15 protein-coding genes are annotated in these 13,861 nt (G+C 72.0%); 9 read left to right on the top strand and 6 right to left on the bottom strand.

All coding sequences use genetic code 11. The annotated features are described in order from the left end of the window. Position 1 precedes the first annotated feature (1 nt). Positions 2-949 carry a carbohydrate ABC transporter permease gene (locus ABT084_RS00385; protein ID WP_351037259.1) on the top strand — a complete coding sequence of 316 codons (948 nt, stop codon included), beginning with the start codon at positions 2-4 and terminating at the stop codon, positions 947-949. A gap of 79 nt (positions 950-1,028) precedes the next feature. Continuing rightward, positions 1,029-2,471 (top strand): GH1 family beta-glucosidase, encoded by a 1,443-nt coding sequence (locus ABT084_RS00380; RefSeq protein ID WP_351037257.1) that lies wholly within the window; start codon positions 1,029-1,031, stop codon positions 2,469-2,471. Positions 2,472-2,536: 65 nt separating this feature from the next. Here ABT084_RS00380 and ABT084_RS00375 read toward each other — a convergent pair whose 3' ends face one another. Next, positions 2,537-2,839: a hypothetical protein gene (locus ABT084_RS00375; protein WP_351037256.1), complete on the bottom strand. Its 303-nt coding sequence runs from the start codon at positions 2,837-2,839 to the stop codon at positions 2,537-2,539. A gap of 235 nt (positions 2,840-3,074) precedes the next feature. Here ABT084_RS00375 and ABT084_RS00370 point away from each other — a divergent pair, with 235 nt between their 5' ends. The 3 genes from ABT084_RS00370 to ABT084_RS00360 all read left to right on the top strand — a co-directional run bounded on the left by ABT084_RS00370 (position 3,075) and on the right by ABT084_RS00360 (position 7,228). Then, positions 3,075-4,088 carry an AraC-like ligand-binding domain-containing protein gene (locus ABT084_RS00370; protein WP_351037254.1) on the top strand — a complete coding sequence of 338 codons (1,014 nt, stop codon included), beginning with the start codon at positions 3,075-3,077 and terminating at the stop codon, positions 4,086-4,088. Between the two features lie 115 nt (positions 4,089-4,203). Further along, entirely contained in the window at positions 4,204-6,555 is a 2,352-nt protein-coding gene (locus ABT084_RS00365; protein ID WP_351037253.1) for an ADP-ribosyltransferase domain-containing protein, read from the top strand. A gap of 136 nt (positions 6,556-6,691) precedes the next feature. Then, the gene (locus tag ABT084_RS00360) at positions 6,692-7,228 is read left to right on the top strand and encodes a hypothetical protein (RefSeq protein ID WP_351037252.1); all 537 of its coding nucleotides are present in this window, start codon (positions 6,692-6,694) and stop codon (positions 7,226-7,228) included. A gap of 39 nt (positions 7,229-7,267) precedes the next feature. On the opposite strand, the gene ABT084_RS00355 is transcribed toward ABT084_RS00360, so the two are convergent. Further along, positions 7,268-7,957 carry a hypothetical protein gene (locus ABT084_RS00355; protein ID WP_351037250.1) on the bottom strand — a complete coding sequence of 230 codons (690 nt, stop codon included), beginning with the start codon at positions 7,955-7,957 and terminating at the stop codon, positions 7,268-7,270. 75 nt (positions 7,958-8,032) lie between these two features. Here ABT084_RS00355 and ABT084_RS00350 point away from each other — a divergent pair, with 75 nt between their 5' ends. Next, on the top strand, positions 8,033-8,911 hold the full coding sequence (locus ABT084_RS00350; RefSeq protein WP_351037248.1) for an ATP-grasp domain-containing protein: 879 nt from the start codon (positions 8,033-8,035) through the stop codon (positions 8,909-8,911). Positions 8,912-8,935: 24 nt separating this feature from the next. Here ABT084_RS00350 and ABT084_RS00345 read toward each other — a convergent pair whose 3' ends face one another. From ABT084_RS00345 to ABT084_RS00335, 3 genes are all read right to left on the bottom strand, one after another. Then, positions 8,936-9,802 carry an NmrA family NAD(P)-binding protein gene (locus tag ABT084_RS00345; RefSeq protein WP_351037246.1) on the bottom strand — a complete coding sequence of 289 codons (867 nt, stop codon included), beginning with the start codon at positions 9,800-9,802 and terminating at the stop codon, positions 8,936-8,938. Beyond that, positions 9,799-10,302, bottom strand: a complete 504-nt coding sequence (locus ABT084_RS00340; RefSeq protein ID WP_351037244.1) for a hypothetical protein — start codon at positions 10,300-10,302, stop codon at positions 9,799-9,801. The genes ABT084_RS00345 and ABT084_RS00340 overlap by 4 nt, the downstream gene beginning before the upstream one ends. Positions 10,303-10,402: 100 nt before the next feature. Continuing rightward, positions 10,403-10,924 (bottom strand): MarR family winged helix-turn-helix transcriptional regulator, encoded by a 522-nt coding sequence (locus tag ABT084_RS00335; RefSeq protein ID WP_351037242.1) that lies wholly within the window; start codon positions 10,922-10,924, stop codon positions 10,403-10,405. Positions 10,925-11,182: 258 nt separating this feature from the next. Here ABT084_RS00335 and ABT084_RS00330 point away from each other — a divergent pair, with 258 nt between their 5' ends. Next, positions 11,183-11,806: a histidine phosphatase family protein gene (locus ABT084_RS00330; RefSeq protein WP_351037241.1), complete on the top strand. Its 624-nt coding sequence runs from the start codon at positions 11,183-11,185 to the stop codon at positions 11,804-11,806. A 171-nt stretch (positions 11,807-11,977) separates the two neighbouring features. Here ABT084_RS00330 and ABT084_RS00325 read toward each other — a convergent pair whose 3' ends face one another. Beyond that, a complete protein-coding gene (locus ABT084_RS00325) occupies positions 11,978-12,262 on the bottom strand; it encodes a hypothetical protein (protein WP_351037239.1) in 285 nt (94 codons plus the stop codon). Between the two features lie 339 nt (positions 12,263-12,601). Between ABT084_RS00325 and ABT084_RS00320 the strand changes: the two genes are divergently transcribed. Then, complete coding sequence (locus ABT084_RS00320; protein WP_351037237.1) at positions 12,602-12,937, top strand: hypothetical protein; 336 nt, start codon at positions 12,602-12,604, stop codon at positions 12,935-12,937. A 155-nt stretch (positions 12,938-13,092) separates the two neighbouring features. Beyond that, positions 13,093-13,848: a restriction endonuclease gene (locus ABT084_RS00315; protein ID WP_351037235.1), complete on the top strand. Its 756-nt coding sequence runs from the start codon at positions 13,093-13,095 to the stop codon at positions 13,846-13,848. The last annotated feature ends 13 nt before the right edge of the window (positions 13,849-13,861 follow it).

The following is a 13,861-nucleotide window of genomic DNA, read 5'->3' as shown; positions in this document are numbered from 1 at the left end:
CATGGCCCGCACACTCGACACGACGACGCCCACGACCACGACCACGACCACGACGAGCACGCACACGGACTCGGCCACGCCCCCCGCGGCGCCGCGCGCCAGGCGGCTTCGCCAGTCGGCAGGCCGTCAGCACCATGCGGGACCGCTCACCTACGTCCTGCTGGGCCTCGCCGCGCTGATCTCCCTGTTCCCGCTGTACTGGAACATCGTCGCCGCCTCCCATTCCGGCGAGCGCGTGGTGGAGGCCCCGGCCCCGCTGCTGCCGGGCCCACGGCTCTTCGACAACCTCTCCTTCGCCTGGAACCAGGTCGACATGGGCGAGGCGCTGGTCAACACCACGATCGTGGCCGGACTCGTCGCCCTGTCCACGGTCCTGTTCTCCACCCTGGCCGGCTTCGCCTTCGCCAAGCTGCCCTTCAGGGGCCGGGGCGCCCTGCTGACGCTCGTCGTGGCGACCATGACGATCCCGCCGCAGCTCAGCGTGATCCCGCTCTACCAGATCATCACCGACCTCGGCTGGATCGACCAGCTCCAGTCGGTCGTCCTGCCCTCGCTGGTCGCCGCCTTCGGCGTGTTCTTCATGCGGCAGTACCTCATCGAAGCACTGCCGGTGGAGCTGGTCGAGGCGGCCCGGATGGACGGCGCGCACAGCCTGCGCGTCATCTGGCACGTGGTGTTCCCGGTGGCCCGGCCCGCGATGGCGGTCCTGGGGATGCTCGTCTTCGTCCAGGCCTGGAACGACTTCTTCTGGCCGTTCATCGCGCTGACCCCCGACGGGAACCCGACCCTCCAGGTCGCGCTGGCCGGTCTCGGCGCGGGCAATCACACGGTGAACCAGGCCGTCGTGCTGACCGGCGCGCTGATATCCACGCTGCCGCTACTGCTGGTCTTCGCCGTGCTCGGCAAGCACATCGTGGGCGGCATCACCGCCGGCGCCGTCAAGAACTGACCGGCTCGCCCCACTCTCCCCGCCCCTCCCCTTGTCCGTACCCCACCCTCATCCGCACTCGCGTTGGGAGCGCTCCGCCATGACCGCGTCCGATACCCGGCCGCTCGCCGCCGTCCGCACCTTCCCGCCCGGCTTCCTGTGGGGCACGGCCACCGCCGCGTACCAGATCGAGGGCGCCGCCCGTGAGGACGGCCGGACCCCGTCCATCTGGGACACCTTCTCGCACACCCCGGGCAAGGTCTTCGAGGGCCACACCGGTGACGTGGCCGTCGACCACTACCACCGGTTCCGCGAGGACGTCCGGCTGATGTCCGAACTCCGCCTGGGCGCTTACCGGTTCTCCGTCTCCTGGTCCCGGGTCCAGCCGACCGGCCGCGGACCCGCCGTCCAGCGCGGCCTCGACTTCTACCGTCGGCTCGTCGACGAGCTGCTCAGCGCCGGCATCGAGCCCGCCCTCACCCTCTACCACTGGGACCTGCCACAGGATCTGGAGGACGCGGGCGGCTGGCCGGAGCGCTCGACCGCCGAGCGGTTCGCCGAGTACGCGGGCTTCGTCGCGGAGGCCCTCGGGGACCGGGTGAAGCGCTGGATCACGCTCAACGAGCCCTGGTGCAGCGCGTTCCTCGGATACGGCTCCGGGGTCCACGCCCCCGGTCGCACCGACCCGGTCGCCTCCCTGCGCGCGGCCCACCACCTCAACCTCGGTCACGGCCTCGCCGTACAGGCCCTGCGGGCCGCGCTGCCCGGGGACGGTCAGCTCGCCGTATCGCTCAATCTCCACGAGATCCGCCCCCTGACCCCCTCGCCCGAGGACCGGGACGCGGCCCGCCGCATCGACGCCGTCGGCAACCGGATCTGGCTCGGGCCGATGATGGAAGGGGCGTACCCCGAGGACCTGTTCGCCGACACCGCCCACCTGACCGACTGGTCCTTCGTCCAGGACGGCGACACCGCCGTGACCCACCAGCCCCTGGACCTGCTCGCCGTCAACTACTACACGCCGACGGTCGTCTCGCACGTCGCGAAGGGTGCGGAGCGGCCGCAGGACGACGGCCACGGCAACAGCGAGCACTCGCCCTGGCCCGGCGCGGACGAGGTCGCCTTCCACCGCGCGCCGGGCGACCGTACGGCCATGGGCTGGGCGGTCGACCCGAGCGCACTGTTCGACCTGCTGACCCGGACCGCCGCCCGGTACCCCGGCCTGCCCCTGGTGATCAGCGAGAACGGCGCCGCGTACGAGGACGAGGTCGGCCCGGACGGCACGGTGCACGACCCGGAGCGCGCCGCGTACGTCCACGCGCACCTCGACGCCGTGCACCGGGCGATCGAAGCCGGGGTGGACGTGCGCGGCTACTTCCTCTGGTCGCTCCTGGACAACTTCGAGTGGTCGTACGGGTACGCCAAACGGTTCGGTGCGGTCCACGTCGATTACGAGACCCTCGCGCGCACGCCCAAGTCGAGCGCCCGCTGGTACTCCCGCGTGGCGCGATCGGGCGAGCTGCGCGCTCCCGGCGACGCGTAGCCCCCGGCGCCAGACCCGCCGCGGCACGGCCCGGCACGTCCCGGCCCGGCGGGATCAGGCTGGGGTCAGCCGATGTTCTGGCGGTCCTCGATGTCGCAGTCGGTGTAGACCGTCGGCCTGGTCATCAACGCCGAGAGTGCCTGGGCCAGCTCGCTGGTCTCGGGCGCCTTGCTGTTGGCCATGGCCGTCTCGTACGACTCGAACTCGACCAGGACGAGGTAGCGGTTGGGGTTGGCCCGGTCCTTGAGCAGGGTGCGGGCGGTCGGGGTGCTGGTCCGCCCCGCCGCGTCGGCCTCGTAGGCGCGCAGGAGGTCGCGCACCTCGTCGATGCGCTCGGTCTCGAAATCGACGATCTGTGCGAACTTCATGATCGGGTTCCTTCTGGCGCATGGCGGCCCCGCGGATGGGACCTTCCTTGCGCACAGCAAACACCTCCACCCGCGGCGCCCCCGGCTCACACGCCCGGCGGCGCGGCGATTCCACGAGTTCGGCGGGTCAGGCGGCGCGGGCGGCGGCCGGCCTCGGGGCACCGGACCGCCGGGGGCCGGTGGAGGACCCGCCCCGCCGCGCGGGAACCGCAGGCGGCATCCTGGGATCTTGTAGATGGGATCCAACAGGGAGCGCTGGATGTGGTCGGTGTTGTCAACGGGCGAGGTACCAGCGGGCGAACGGTTCGACTGGTACTCCGACATCGTCTCGCGCGAGGTGATGCCCGCCGCACTCAGCAGCGAGCGGCCCGCCGAATTCCAGGGAGAGGCCGCGGTGTTGGACCTGGGGCAGATCCGTGCGTCGAGGTTCACCCTGTCGCCCCTGCGCTCGCGACGCACGTCCGCGATGATCCGGCGCGGTGACCCGGAGCAGTACCAACTGGCCCTGCTGCGCAAGGGAGCCACCTCGCTGTCGCAGCACCGCAGCGAGTGCACCATCGGAGCCGGCGACCTCATGCTCTGGGACACCTCGCGGCCCTCCGACAACCAGATGCCCGCCGCGGGTGGCCAGGTACGGGCGACCATCCTGCTGCTGCCCCGGCACATCATGCCCCTGCGCACCCAGCGCCTCGACCAGGTCTTGGCCCGCCGCATCCCCGGCGACAAGGGCATGGCCGCGATCCTGGCGTCGTTCATGACCTCGCTCGAGGACCACGGCGCCGAATGCACTCCGGAGGAGCTGCACCGGCTCGGTACGGTCGCGGTCGACCTCGCGACGGCCTGCCTGGCCCAGCAGCTGGACGTCGAGAGCCAGCTTCCCGCCGAAGTCCGGACCCAGGCGCTGGTGCAGCGGATCCACGCCTTCATCGAGCACAATCTCGGCGATCCTGAGCTGGACCCTTCGGCGATCGCGGCTCACCACAACATCTCGGTGCGCACGCTCCACCAGCTCTTCCACGGCCAGGGGGAGAGCGTCCAGGCCCGGATACGCCGACGGCGCCTCGAGCAGTGCCGCGCCGACCTCGCCCGCCCCGGTCTCCGCGGCCGCCGGGTGGGCGCCATCGCCGCCCGCTGGGGGTTCAGCGGACCGGTGGTCTTCAGCCGTTCCTTCCGCGAGGCGTACGGCATCAGCCCCACCGATTTCCGGGCGCTGAGCATCGGCGACGCCCTCGCCGAGCGTTCGGCGTGAGGCGCGTTCCCGGGGCCGTGACGGCTGGTCACCGCCTCCTTCCCGGAACGGCGTTGTCAGTGGTGAGGGATACATTCGGGGTGTTGCGCAGGCCGTTTCCGGACAGGAGTGGACGATGACCGAGAGCAGTGTTCAGCACCCGCTGAGGGTGGTGCTGACAGACGTGAACGAGCGCGTGGTGGAGGCGTGGCGGGCGGCGTTCGCGGACACCCCCGGCGTCCAGATCCGCAAGGGCTCGATCCTCGACGAGGACGTCGATGCCTGGGTCACTCCGACGAACTCCCTTGGCCGGATGGACGGCGGAGTCGACGCCGCCATCAAGCGCCACCTCGGATCCGGCATCCAGCTGCGGGTGCAGCGCGCGATCCGCGATCGGTTCACCGGAGCCCTCCCGGTGGGCAGCGCGGTCTGCGTCCCCTCGGGGGCGACCACTCCCCGGTACCTGATATCGACGCCGACCATGGTGCGGTCCTCGCAGAACGTCAGTGCCACGGTGAACGTGGCGCTGGCGTGCGCCGCCGCGTTCCAGGCCGTCCACCGGCAGAACCGGCAGGCGCCGGGCAGCATCCGGTCCGTGGCATTGGTCGGTATGGGTGCGCAGACCGGCCGGGTCCCGGCCAGGGTGTGCGCGAATCTGATGTGGACCGGCTACACGCTCTTCCACGACCACTGGTTCGAGAACGACGACGAGCTGCGCACCACGATCATCACGCAGCTGAACGGCATCGAGAACGCCCCCGTCGAGGAGCGGGTCCGCATCGTGCCTCCGACCGTGGCGCCCGTCCCCGCCGACGAACCGGCCGCCGCGCCCGCCGTCGCGCCGGCCGTCCAGGCCGCCGGCCACGTCCCCGCCTCGACCACGACGACCGAAAGCACCTCCCCCGTGACCGACGTGAACGACCCCCTGTCTCTCGCCGAACTCTTCGACGGCGGCGGTGAGCCCTGGCTGCCGCTCCTGAAGCCGGTCATCGAGGGGCTGCCGGACGCCTCCCGGTTCATCGGGAAGGGCCGCAGCCCCGAGGTCGTCCCGGTCCGTGAGCTGACCTTCCAGGCTCTCAAGCCCCACCCGCCGCACAAGTGGAAGGTCGTCGCCTTCGGCCAGAACCCCTACCCGCGGCCGGAGAGCGCGACCGGCATAGCCATGTTCGACAACACCTTCAACGACTGGAAGGACAGCCAGTTCGGCAGGGTCGTCAGCATCCGCTGCCTCATCAAGGCCGCGGCGATGTGGAAGTACGGCATCGCCAAGAAGACGCCCATCGCCGACGTCCGCGCGCTGCTCAAGGAGCGGGACACCGTCCAGCCGCCGGAGTGGTTCCAGGCGATGCTCACCCAGGGCGTGCTGCTGCTGAACGCCTCGCTGACCGCCAGCGGCGACGGAGCGATGGGCACCGACCAGCACACGGCGTTCTGGCGGCCCGTCGCCGAACGGATCATCGAGGAGATCCTCAAGGCCAAACAGGACGCCGCCGAGGAGGACCGCGGGATCGTCTTCGCGTGGTGGGGTGCGCACGCCCGCAACCTCAAGCGGGTCGTCCTGCGGCTCCAGGAGAAGTACCCGGACGTCGAGGTCCGCCACATCGACCACGCGAACCCGGCCGCGCAGGGCGACCTCTTCTGCGAGGGCGATCACTTCACCCTGGTGAACGAGGCGCTCGCCTCGCTGGGCGCCGACGCGGTCGACTGGCTGCCGAGCAAGGGGTGGAACGAGGGGACCGCCGGTGCGGACGGGGGTGTGGCGGCGCGCATGGGCGCCTTCATCGAGTCGACCATGAACCTGCACCAGCTGTACCTGGAGCGGCTCACCAGCGTCAAGGACGAGGGCCTCGTCCTCCCCGCGATCACCGGCGTGTTCGCTACCCCGCTGATGGATTTCCAGGACGCCGTCGCTCCGGTCGCCGAGGCGCTGTCCGGGCTCGCCAGACACATCGACCGCTCGCGCGACTTCGGCAAGCGGCGGGCGGACGACACCTCGGGCAGCCTGTCCGCCGACGCGATCGCCGCGCTCCACCTCTACACCTGCGAGTCCGCCTTCTACCGCGAGATCAACGCCGTCCTCCGCTCCCCGGACCGCACCAGGGTCACGCCCTACCTGCCGTACCTGCGGTTGCTGTTCTCGGCCGTGGCGGGGCTGCCCGCGCACACGCGGCCACTGTGGCGCGGTGTGTCGCTGGACCTGCGGGCGCAGTACCCGGTGGGGCGGACGGTCACCTGGTGGGGCGTCTCCTCGTGCACCTCCGAGCTGAACGTGGCGCGGTCCTTCCTGGGCAGCCGCGGCAAGCGGACGCTCTTCGAGGTGACGGCCAACCAGGCCGTGGGGATCAAGCGCTTCTCCGCGTTCACCGGGGAGGAGGAGTACATTCTCACGCCGGGCACGCAGCTCAAGGTGACGGACGTGAAGAGCGAGCGCGGCGGGCTGTGCACGGTCAAGCTGACCGAAGTGGACGTCGCTCCCGTCGTCTCCTGACCCATGGCACCGCCGAGCGGGTGCATCGAACGAGCGGGCCGTGGGTACGCATCGGCACCACGCACCACCTCGCGGCCGTCCGCGTGTGGACACGCGCGGACCGACCGGGCGGCGAGGCACCTGAGGAGGAGATTCTGTGTCATCGCCCTACGACCCTCAGCACGCACCCGCCGGCGATGTGGGCGCGGCGCTCATGATGATCGACTCGCGGCTCAAGAGCATCCATGACGGCAAGGACGGGGCCGACCCCGAACAACAGGAGCTGATCGAGCAGTTCGCCGCATCGCTGGGTCCCAGGGGAGCGAGTGACCTGCTGGACGGGGCGTGCACGCTCATCTTCATGTTCGTGACGTGGCTGCGGCAGGCGCACGAGAAGCACGACAAGGACGTGATCGAGTACGTGGTGCCCCACCTGGTGTCCTCGCTGCGCATGATGCCCAGGAGCATCCGGCCGGAGGCCATTCCCACCATGGCCGGCCTGGTCATCGCCGCGAGCACCGGGCTGAGCCCCAGCTTGTGGCGGGGGCAGTACGGCGAGTGGACCCCGGAGGAGATGAACCCCCTGGAAGCCACCGCCTTCCTGCTCGCGGAACACATCAACCGCATCGCCGATGACCCCGACTTCGCCACGCGTCTGATCACGACCGCCCTGTCCAGCGTGGACGATGCCTGACGCGCCGCGGCCTTCGCCCGCCTTCGCCCTCCCCGCCCGTCAGCGGCGGCGCTTCGCCGGGTGAGGTGGGCGCCGGCCGGGCGGGGTGGGCCTCGACCGGGCCCGGTCGGCGGCTCCCAGGTAGAGCCGGCCTGCGGCGATGGCCAGTCCCGCGAAGAGCGCCGCTGCCGCGCCGAGCAGGGCGATTCCTTCGTCGAGGCCCACCCGGTCCACGTCCCGCGCTCGCGGAGGCACCCAGCCGGCCGGGTCCACCAGGAGATCCCGGGTCCGGCCGACGTCAGCGGGGCCGGAGCAGCCCGCGTACCCTTCGAGGACGGCGTGCGGCAGGGCCACGCCGTCCGCGCGGCGCAGGTCACAGCTCCAACTGATGTGTCCGGCCCGGTCCCTGGCGCGGTGGGCGGTGGTCACCACCACCGGGGTGTGCACCCCTCGCAGGACGAGCACCTCGGCCCGGACCGCGGGCAAGGAAGCGACCAGCAGGCCGATCTCCAGCACCAGCGCCGGACCGATCAGCCACCAGGTGGGCCGCAGCCCGGCCACCACTCCCAGGGCGGCGATGAGCACCACCCCACCCGTGATCATGCCGAGCGGGCTGTAGTCGGGATTGCTCGCGAGAACCGCGAGGCCGATCAGGGCGCAGGGGGTGGCGAGCGCGGTCGTCACGCTGAGGCGCGTCACCGCCCGGGATGACATCGGGGCGGTCCGCCTCTTGCCGCGCCTGTCGCTCATCCTCTGCTCCCCCGCCAACGACCGGGCCAGTCTGGCGGATTCCCCGGGCGTGGGAAAGGCCGTAGCGTATCGATCATGCCGATGCCCGTTCTGTACTGCCGTGATCCGCTGAACCCCCGACGCGTGGACGAACACTTCGCGCCGGAGGCTCAAGAGGTGCGCGCCGCCGGCGGGGCCGTCGCACTGATCGACCACGACGCGCTGTTGGGGGGCGACGCACAGGAGGCTGTCGCACGCGTGCCGGCCGGACTGGGCAGCGCCTGGTACCGGGGCTGGATGATTCCCGCCGACCGGTACGCCGCGTTGGCCGAAGCCCTCGGCCGCCGTGGCACCGAGCTGCTCGTCACCCCGGAGGAGTACCGGACGGCCCATGAACTGCCGGGCTGGTACCGGGTGTTCGCCGACATCACGCCCGCCAGCGCATGGCGCCCCACCAAACCCGGTGAGAGGGTGACCTCCGAAGACCTGGCTGTTCTGGCCGAACCCTTGCCGCGGGGCGCGGGAATCGTGAAGGACTACGTCAAATCCCGCAAGCACGAGTGGGAGCAGGCGTGCTTCATCCCCGACCTCGCCGACACCGCGGGACTGACACGGGTCGTACGACGGTTCGTGGAGCTCCAGGAGGAGTCCCTGACGGGTGGCGTCGTCCTCCGCGCCTTCGAGGAGTTCTCGCGTCTCGAGTCCGTCGCGGCCGAAGTGCGCGTGTGGTGGCTGGACGGCAGACCCAGGATGCTGACACCCCACCCGGACAGCCCGTCCGGGCGGGGGCTGGCACCCGACCTCGATCACATCGGGTCCGCGGTGCGGCGGCTGGGATGCCGGTTCGTCACCACCGATGTGGCCCTGCGTACGGACGGGGTGTGGCGGGTCGTCGAGGTCGGTGACGGCCAGGTCAGCGACCTGCACCGGTCGAGCAGCCGAGGCGAACTGGCCGCGCTGCTGGTCGGTCCGTAGCAGGTGCGGGAGCGGTGGCGGGGCTCAGCGGAACACGTCGATGTGTTCCGTCAGGAAGGCCTCCAACCCGCGCGGGGCGCGCCCCAGTAGCCGGGCGACCGTGTCGGTCGGCGCCTCCGGTCGGGTGACCGCCAGCCGCTGGATCTCCACCACGTGGTCCGCCAGCCAGCCCGGCAGTCCACGCTCCGTGGTCAGCTGGGCGCGCAACCGCTCCGGCGGCAGGTCGAGGTAGCGGACGGGCCGCCCCCGGAGTCGGCCCAGCAGCTCGGCGAGCCGGCCGAACGAGCAGGTCTCCGTTCCGGTCAGGGTGTATGTACCGCCGGCCAGTTCGGGCCGGGTGAGCGCCGCCGCCGCCACGTCGCCGATGTCCCGGCAGTCGACGTAGTTGCACGGCGACCGGCCCATCGCGCCCACGAGCAGGTCACCGCGGGACACGCTCGGTCCGAGCAGCAGGAGGTTCTGCATGAACGCGTAGGGACGCAGGACCGTCGCGGCGATACCGGCCGTCCGCAGCCGGGTCTCGACGGTGTGGTGGCCGCGTGCTATGGCGACCGGGGAGTCCGGCTCGACGGCCGGGGAAGAGATCTTGACGATGTGTTCGATGCCGCTTTCCAGGGCGATCTCGATGGCCCGCAGCTCGAATTCGGTCTGCCGCGGGCCGTTCTCCATGGTGAGGAAGAGCTGGCGGCCGCCACTGAACGCGGCGCGCAGCGACGCGGTGTCGGCCGCGTCGGCGACGTGGGGCTCCACCAGCGGGGCGGCCGCCGGGCCGAGGCGGTCGCGCAGTCGGTGGGGTGCGCGGCTGAGGGCCCGGCAGGGCACCGCGCCGTCGGCCAGGCTGCGCACCAGTGCGCCGCCGGTCATCCCGGTTGCTCCCATAACGATGATCATCGGTTTTCCTCCAGGGGTCGAGCGGTGAACCGGCTGCGCCAGCGCCAGCCGACGATCGTGGCGGCGAGCGCGGCGGAGAGCGGCAGGTCGAGAGAGAGGCGGTCGAGGAAGGGCCGGTCGAGGAAGGGGAGGTCGCGCCACGGCTGGTGGGACGGCCCGGTCCATCCGGGCTGCCACCGCTGGGCCGCCCAGGCGCAGGCGAAGGCGAGGGCGGCCGCGAGGGCGGCCCCGGCCAGTGACACGGCGGCCCGCCGCGCCGGCCCGGTCGCGCGGCGGCGGCCGAAGCACTGCAGCCAGCCGCCGACCAGCAGGGCGACCACGGCCGAGGTTCCGGCTATCGAGGTTCCGGCGGCCCACAGCAGCCGGGTGTTCCCCCCGACGAGCGCGCCCGCACCCGCCGTCACCGCGGGCGCGACGTAGGCCGTGGCGACCTCGCGCCAGAGCGCGAACGGCGGTGGACCCGTGGTCCGTTCACCCGTCCGTTGGTTGAGCTGGGTCATGCGATCCTCCCGGGAGCGCGATTGATTAGCTACCTAACTACATGGGCGATGAAAAGCCCCGCCGACGAGCGGCGGGGGGAACTGCGTCACTCCCCTGCTCTTACTCCTCCACCAGGGCCCCGACGCCCTGCGCGATGCGCTCCAACAGCTCGAGGAACGTCCCGCGCTCGGCCTCGGTGAGCCCTCCGACCATCGCTTCCAGTCGCCGGAAGTGCTCGGGCGCCATCTCGCGCAGCCGCCGCGCGCCGCGCGCCGTCAGCACCACGACCGTTCCCCGGCCGTCGTCCCGCGAGGAGCGGCGGGCCACCAGGCCTTCCCGCTCCAGCCCGTCCACCAGCCCGGTGACCGTGGCCCGCGATACGCCGAGCCCGGCCGCCAGCTGCGAGGGCGACTTCTCACCCCCGCAGTCCTCGAGGTCGGCCAGCAGCCGGTAGCGCCCGGTGGAGAGACCGAACCTGCCGAAGTGCACTTCGGCCGCCTGCCCGAGCCGGGCGCCGGTGGCCATCAGCCGGACCGCGACCAGCACGGCCTGCGGATCGGCGGTCAGCCCGTAGTGCCGGATCTGGCGCGCGGCCTGATCCAGTGTCGGCTGGGCGAAGTCGCGATCGGCGTCCTGGGGCATGTAAGTAATATGGCAGCTAACCACTACCTCGGTCAACCGGGGCGGGGACCCGGATCCAGGGCGCCGCCGGGCGTTGTGGCCGGCGTACGGCGGACCGCCGCTCTCGTTCCCCAGGACGCTTCCCATCTGAGGCGCGCGGTTCGGCCGACGACGCCGAAGTGGGAACCGGCGCGGGAGCAGGCGGCGTCCCGTCCATCGACGCGCAAGATCGTTGAGTGCAGGATCGTTGATCGTTCAGTGGGCACCGAGGAGTTCGCGATGACCGGCATGGCTACCCGTTACCTCCATCTGGTCCGGCACGGGGAGGCGTCGCCGGACGGGAGCGGGCTGACGGAGCGCGGCCGTCGGCAAGCGGTGCTGCTCGGCGAACGCCTGCGGAACGCCCCCTTCGCGGCTGTTCACCACGGTCCGCTGCTCCGGGCGGAGCAGACCGCACGCCTGGTGGGCGAGCAGCTCGAGAACGTCCCCCTGCGCGTCTCGGAATGTGCCGGTGACTACGTCCCCTACACGCCGGGGAGGAGCGAGCTCCCGGAGGAATCGGCGGACTTCTACCTCCGCTTCCTCGCCGGTGCCACGGAGGAGGAGCGGCAGCGCGGACCCGCGCTGGCCCGCCGGGCGCTGGACGCGTTCACCGGTCCTGTGGACGGCGAACAGGACCGGCACGACCTCGTCGTCACCCACAACTTCCTGATCGCCTGGCTCGTCCGGGAGGCCATGCACGCCCCGCGGTGGCGCTGGCTCGGCCTCAACCATTGCAATGCCTCGCTCACGGTCATCCGGTACGCGCCCGGCCGGGCCGCCTCGGTCGTCTTCGCCAACGACATGCGGCACCTGCCCGCCGACCTGCGCTGGACCGGCTTTCCCCCCGAGGTGCACCTCTAGGCCGTGATCGCCGGCCTCACCGGCTATGAAGCGGCGCCGACAGAAGAAGCTCTCCCGCCGCCTCTTCGCGGCAGTCCTGGCAGGCGACGCCGGGCAGACGAAGGCCCTGTTGCGCAGAGGAGCGAGTCCGGAGAGACGGGACGGCGCGGCCTCTCTGGACCTCGACCTCCGCTACTGGGCGGCGACGCGGCAGGCGGCCACCGCGGTTCCGTGGGTCACGCTGCTCTCCGCCAGGCCGGACACGCATTCGTCCTGAGCGCCGGCCACCCCGACGTAACACGCCGCGCGGACGGCCTCCGGAGCCTCGCCACCCTTCAGCTCCCGCTCGACTTGGTTGATGCAGGCCCTGACGTCCGCGTGGGCGGCGGGGGCCGTGAGGGCCGCGCCTCCGAAGGCGAGGGTCAGGCCGGTGAGAACGCTTGCGATACGGCTTGCGGTACGGGTCGACGTGCGCATGGGACCTACCTGCTCTCGGTATCACCGCGCGGCCCGGGACCCGGGCCCTGCTCTGCGTACCCGGGCATGCCGGACCATGTGGAACGGCGCCGAGCGCTTGCGGCCGACGTGCGGCCACACGGCTCCGGCCCCCGCGCCGGACCGGCTCGGCAGTGCGTCCCCTCCCTCATCCGACGCTAGAGCAGCCCCCTGCCTCACGCACCCGCTGGGCCCGGCCCCGCCCGATCGGCCCCGGCCCGGCCCCGCCCGATCGGCCCTCCCGCCGCTCGCCCCGGCTGAACCTCTGCGGCTCCTCAAGTCCCTTGCCGTACGCGACACACACCCACCACCATGATCGGCATGACGGGATTTCTGGGACGGAACACGAAGCACGACGTCGTACTGCTCGTCCGGGACGCGGACACGATCGCGGCCGCCCTGCGTGAGGCGCTGGCCGAGGCCTCGCCCGAGGAGCGCCCCGGCCTGGAACGCGCCGTCGCTCTCGCCGAGGCCACCGCCGGTGCCACCGAGGCCCAGCTGCGCGCCCGCTGGGTCCGATCCCGGCTGAGCGCCGTCGGTTTCACGGGTGACATCGCCTCGGTCGCCGCGGTGAAGGCGCTGCGGCAGGCGGAGCGCACGCTGAGCCTGCTGGCTGCGGTGCAACTGCAGAAGGACGCGGTGGCGCACCCCGAGTGACCGGCTCCGGACCGGTCTGCCGACCGGGACCTGAAGCCGCTCCCCGTTTGAGGCCCGGGACTTTGGCCAGACGGGAGGCGTACGTCGGCTGCCGCGGTCCCGAGCCCATCTGGGGCTCGGGACCGCGGCGCGCGTGAACGAGAGGGGGACTCCGTATGAGGTCGTCGGAGCACGAGGCGGGCATACCCGGGCGCGGCTCCGCGCCGCTGGTGCGCGACGTGGTGCTGGCCGTCGGACTGGTGGCGATCTGCGTCGGAGGCCTGGCGGTCTTCCTCAGGAGCGCCGGAGCGTCCGGGGCCAAGGCGTTCGCGATACCCGTCGCCACGGTGTTCGTCCTGGCGGTCGGCGTGGCGTTGGCACGGCGGGGCCCGGCACCCGGCCGCCGCTCCACCCCCGCCGGCCCGCCGAGTACGGCCAGTACGGCGAGTACGCGGCCCGAGGGGTACGGCGCGGGGGCGGCGGCGGACGTCCCCGACATCGGGGCCGGGGCGCTCGACCACGCCGCGGTCGACGCCGACGGCTTCGAGCACGCGGTGGCCGCGCTGTGCGCGCGGGACGGCTGCACCGCGGTGGAGGTGGTCGGCGGGGCGGGGGACCTCGGCGCCGATGTCATCGCGACGACCGCGGAGGGTCTGCGCGTCGTCCTCCAGTGCAAGCACTACGGCGACGGCAACCGGGTCGGTTCGCAGGACCTGCAACGGTTCGGCGGCACCTGCTTCGCCGTCCACGAGGCGGACGTCGCGATCGTCGTGACCACCAGCTCCTTCACCGCCCCGGCCCAGGAGTACGCCGCCGTGTGCGGCATCGTCTGCGTCGACGGGGACGCCCTGGCGGCCTGGACCGAGCTGGGGGCGGCCCCGCCCTGGGACGCCGTCGGCGAGGACGCCACGGGCCGGGTCTCCGCCGCCTGAACCGACTCCACGC

Source organism: Streptomyces sp. NPDC002138 (assembly GCF_040296485.1).
Taxonomy (GTDB): Bacteria; Actinomycetota; Actinomycetes; order Streptomycetales; family Streptomycetaceae; genus Streptomyces.
The sequence above is the reverse complement of the archived record's forward strand: the minus strand, read 5'-3'. Positions and strand labels throughout refer to the sequence as shown.

Excerpts from the sequence above, each read along its gene's own strand:
- ABT084_RS00385 (WP_351037259.1), top strand. The coding sequence starts at position 2 with ATGGCCCGCACACTCGACACGACGACGCCCACGACCACGACCACGACC.
- ABT084_RS00380 (WP_351037257.1), top strand. The coding sequence starts at position 1,029 with ATGACCGCGTCCGATACCCGGCCGCTCGCCGCCGTCCGCACCTTCCCG.
- ABT084_RS00375 (WP_351037256.1), bottom strand. The coding sequence starts at position 2,839 with ATGAAGTTCGCACAGATCGTCGATTTCGAGACCGAGCGCATCGACGAG.
- ABT084_RS00370 (WP_351037254.1), top strand. The coding sequence starts at position 3,075 with ATGGGATCCAACAGGGAGCGCTGGATGTGGTCGGTGTTGTCAACGGGC.
- ABT084_RS00365 (WP_351037253.1), top strand. The coding sequence starts at position 4,204 with ATGACCGAGAGCAGTGTTCAGCACCCGCTGAGGGTGGTGCTGACAGAC.
- ABT084_RS00355 (WP_351037250.1), bottom strand. The coding sequence starts at position 7,957 with ATGAGCGACAGGCGCGGCAAGAGGCGGACCGCCCCGATGTCATCCCGG.
- ABT084_RS00350 (WP_351037248.1), top strand. The coding sequence starts at position 8,033 with ATGCCGATGCCCGTTCTGTACTGCCGTGATCCGCTGAACCCCCGACGC.
- ABT084_RS00345 (WP_351037246.1), bottom strand. The coding sequence starts at position 9,802 with ATGATCATCGTTATGGGAGCAACCGGGATGACCGGCGGCGCACTGGTG.
- ABT084_RS00340 (WP_351037244.1), bottom strand. The coding sequence starts at position 10,302 with ATGACCCAGCTCAACCAACGGACGGGTGAACGGACCACGGGTCCACCG.
- ABT084_RS00335 (WP_351037242.1), bottom strand. The coding sequence starts at position 10,924 with ATGCCCCAGGACGCCGATCGCGACTTCGCCCAGCCGACACTGGATCAG.
- ABT084_RS00330 (WP_351037241.1), top strand. The coding sequence starts at position 11,183 with ATGACCGGCATGGCTACCCGTTACCTCCATCTGGTCCGGCACGGGGAG.
- ABT084_RS00325 (WP_351037239.1), bottom strand. The coding sequence starts at position 12,262 with ATGCGCACGTCGACCCGTACCGCAAGCCGTATCGCAAGCGTTCTCACC.
- ABT084_RS00320 (WP_351037237.1), top strand. The coding sequence starts at position 12,602 with ATGACGGGATTTCTGGGACGGAACACGAAGCACGACGTCGTACTGCTC.
- ABT084_RS00315 (WP_351037235.1), top strand. The coding sequence starts at position 13,093 with ATGAGGTCGTCGGAGCACGAGGCGGGCATACCCGGGCGCGGCTCCGCG.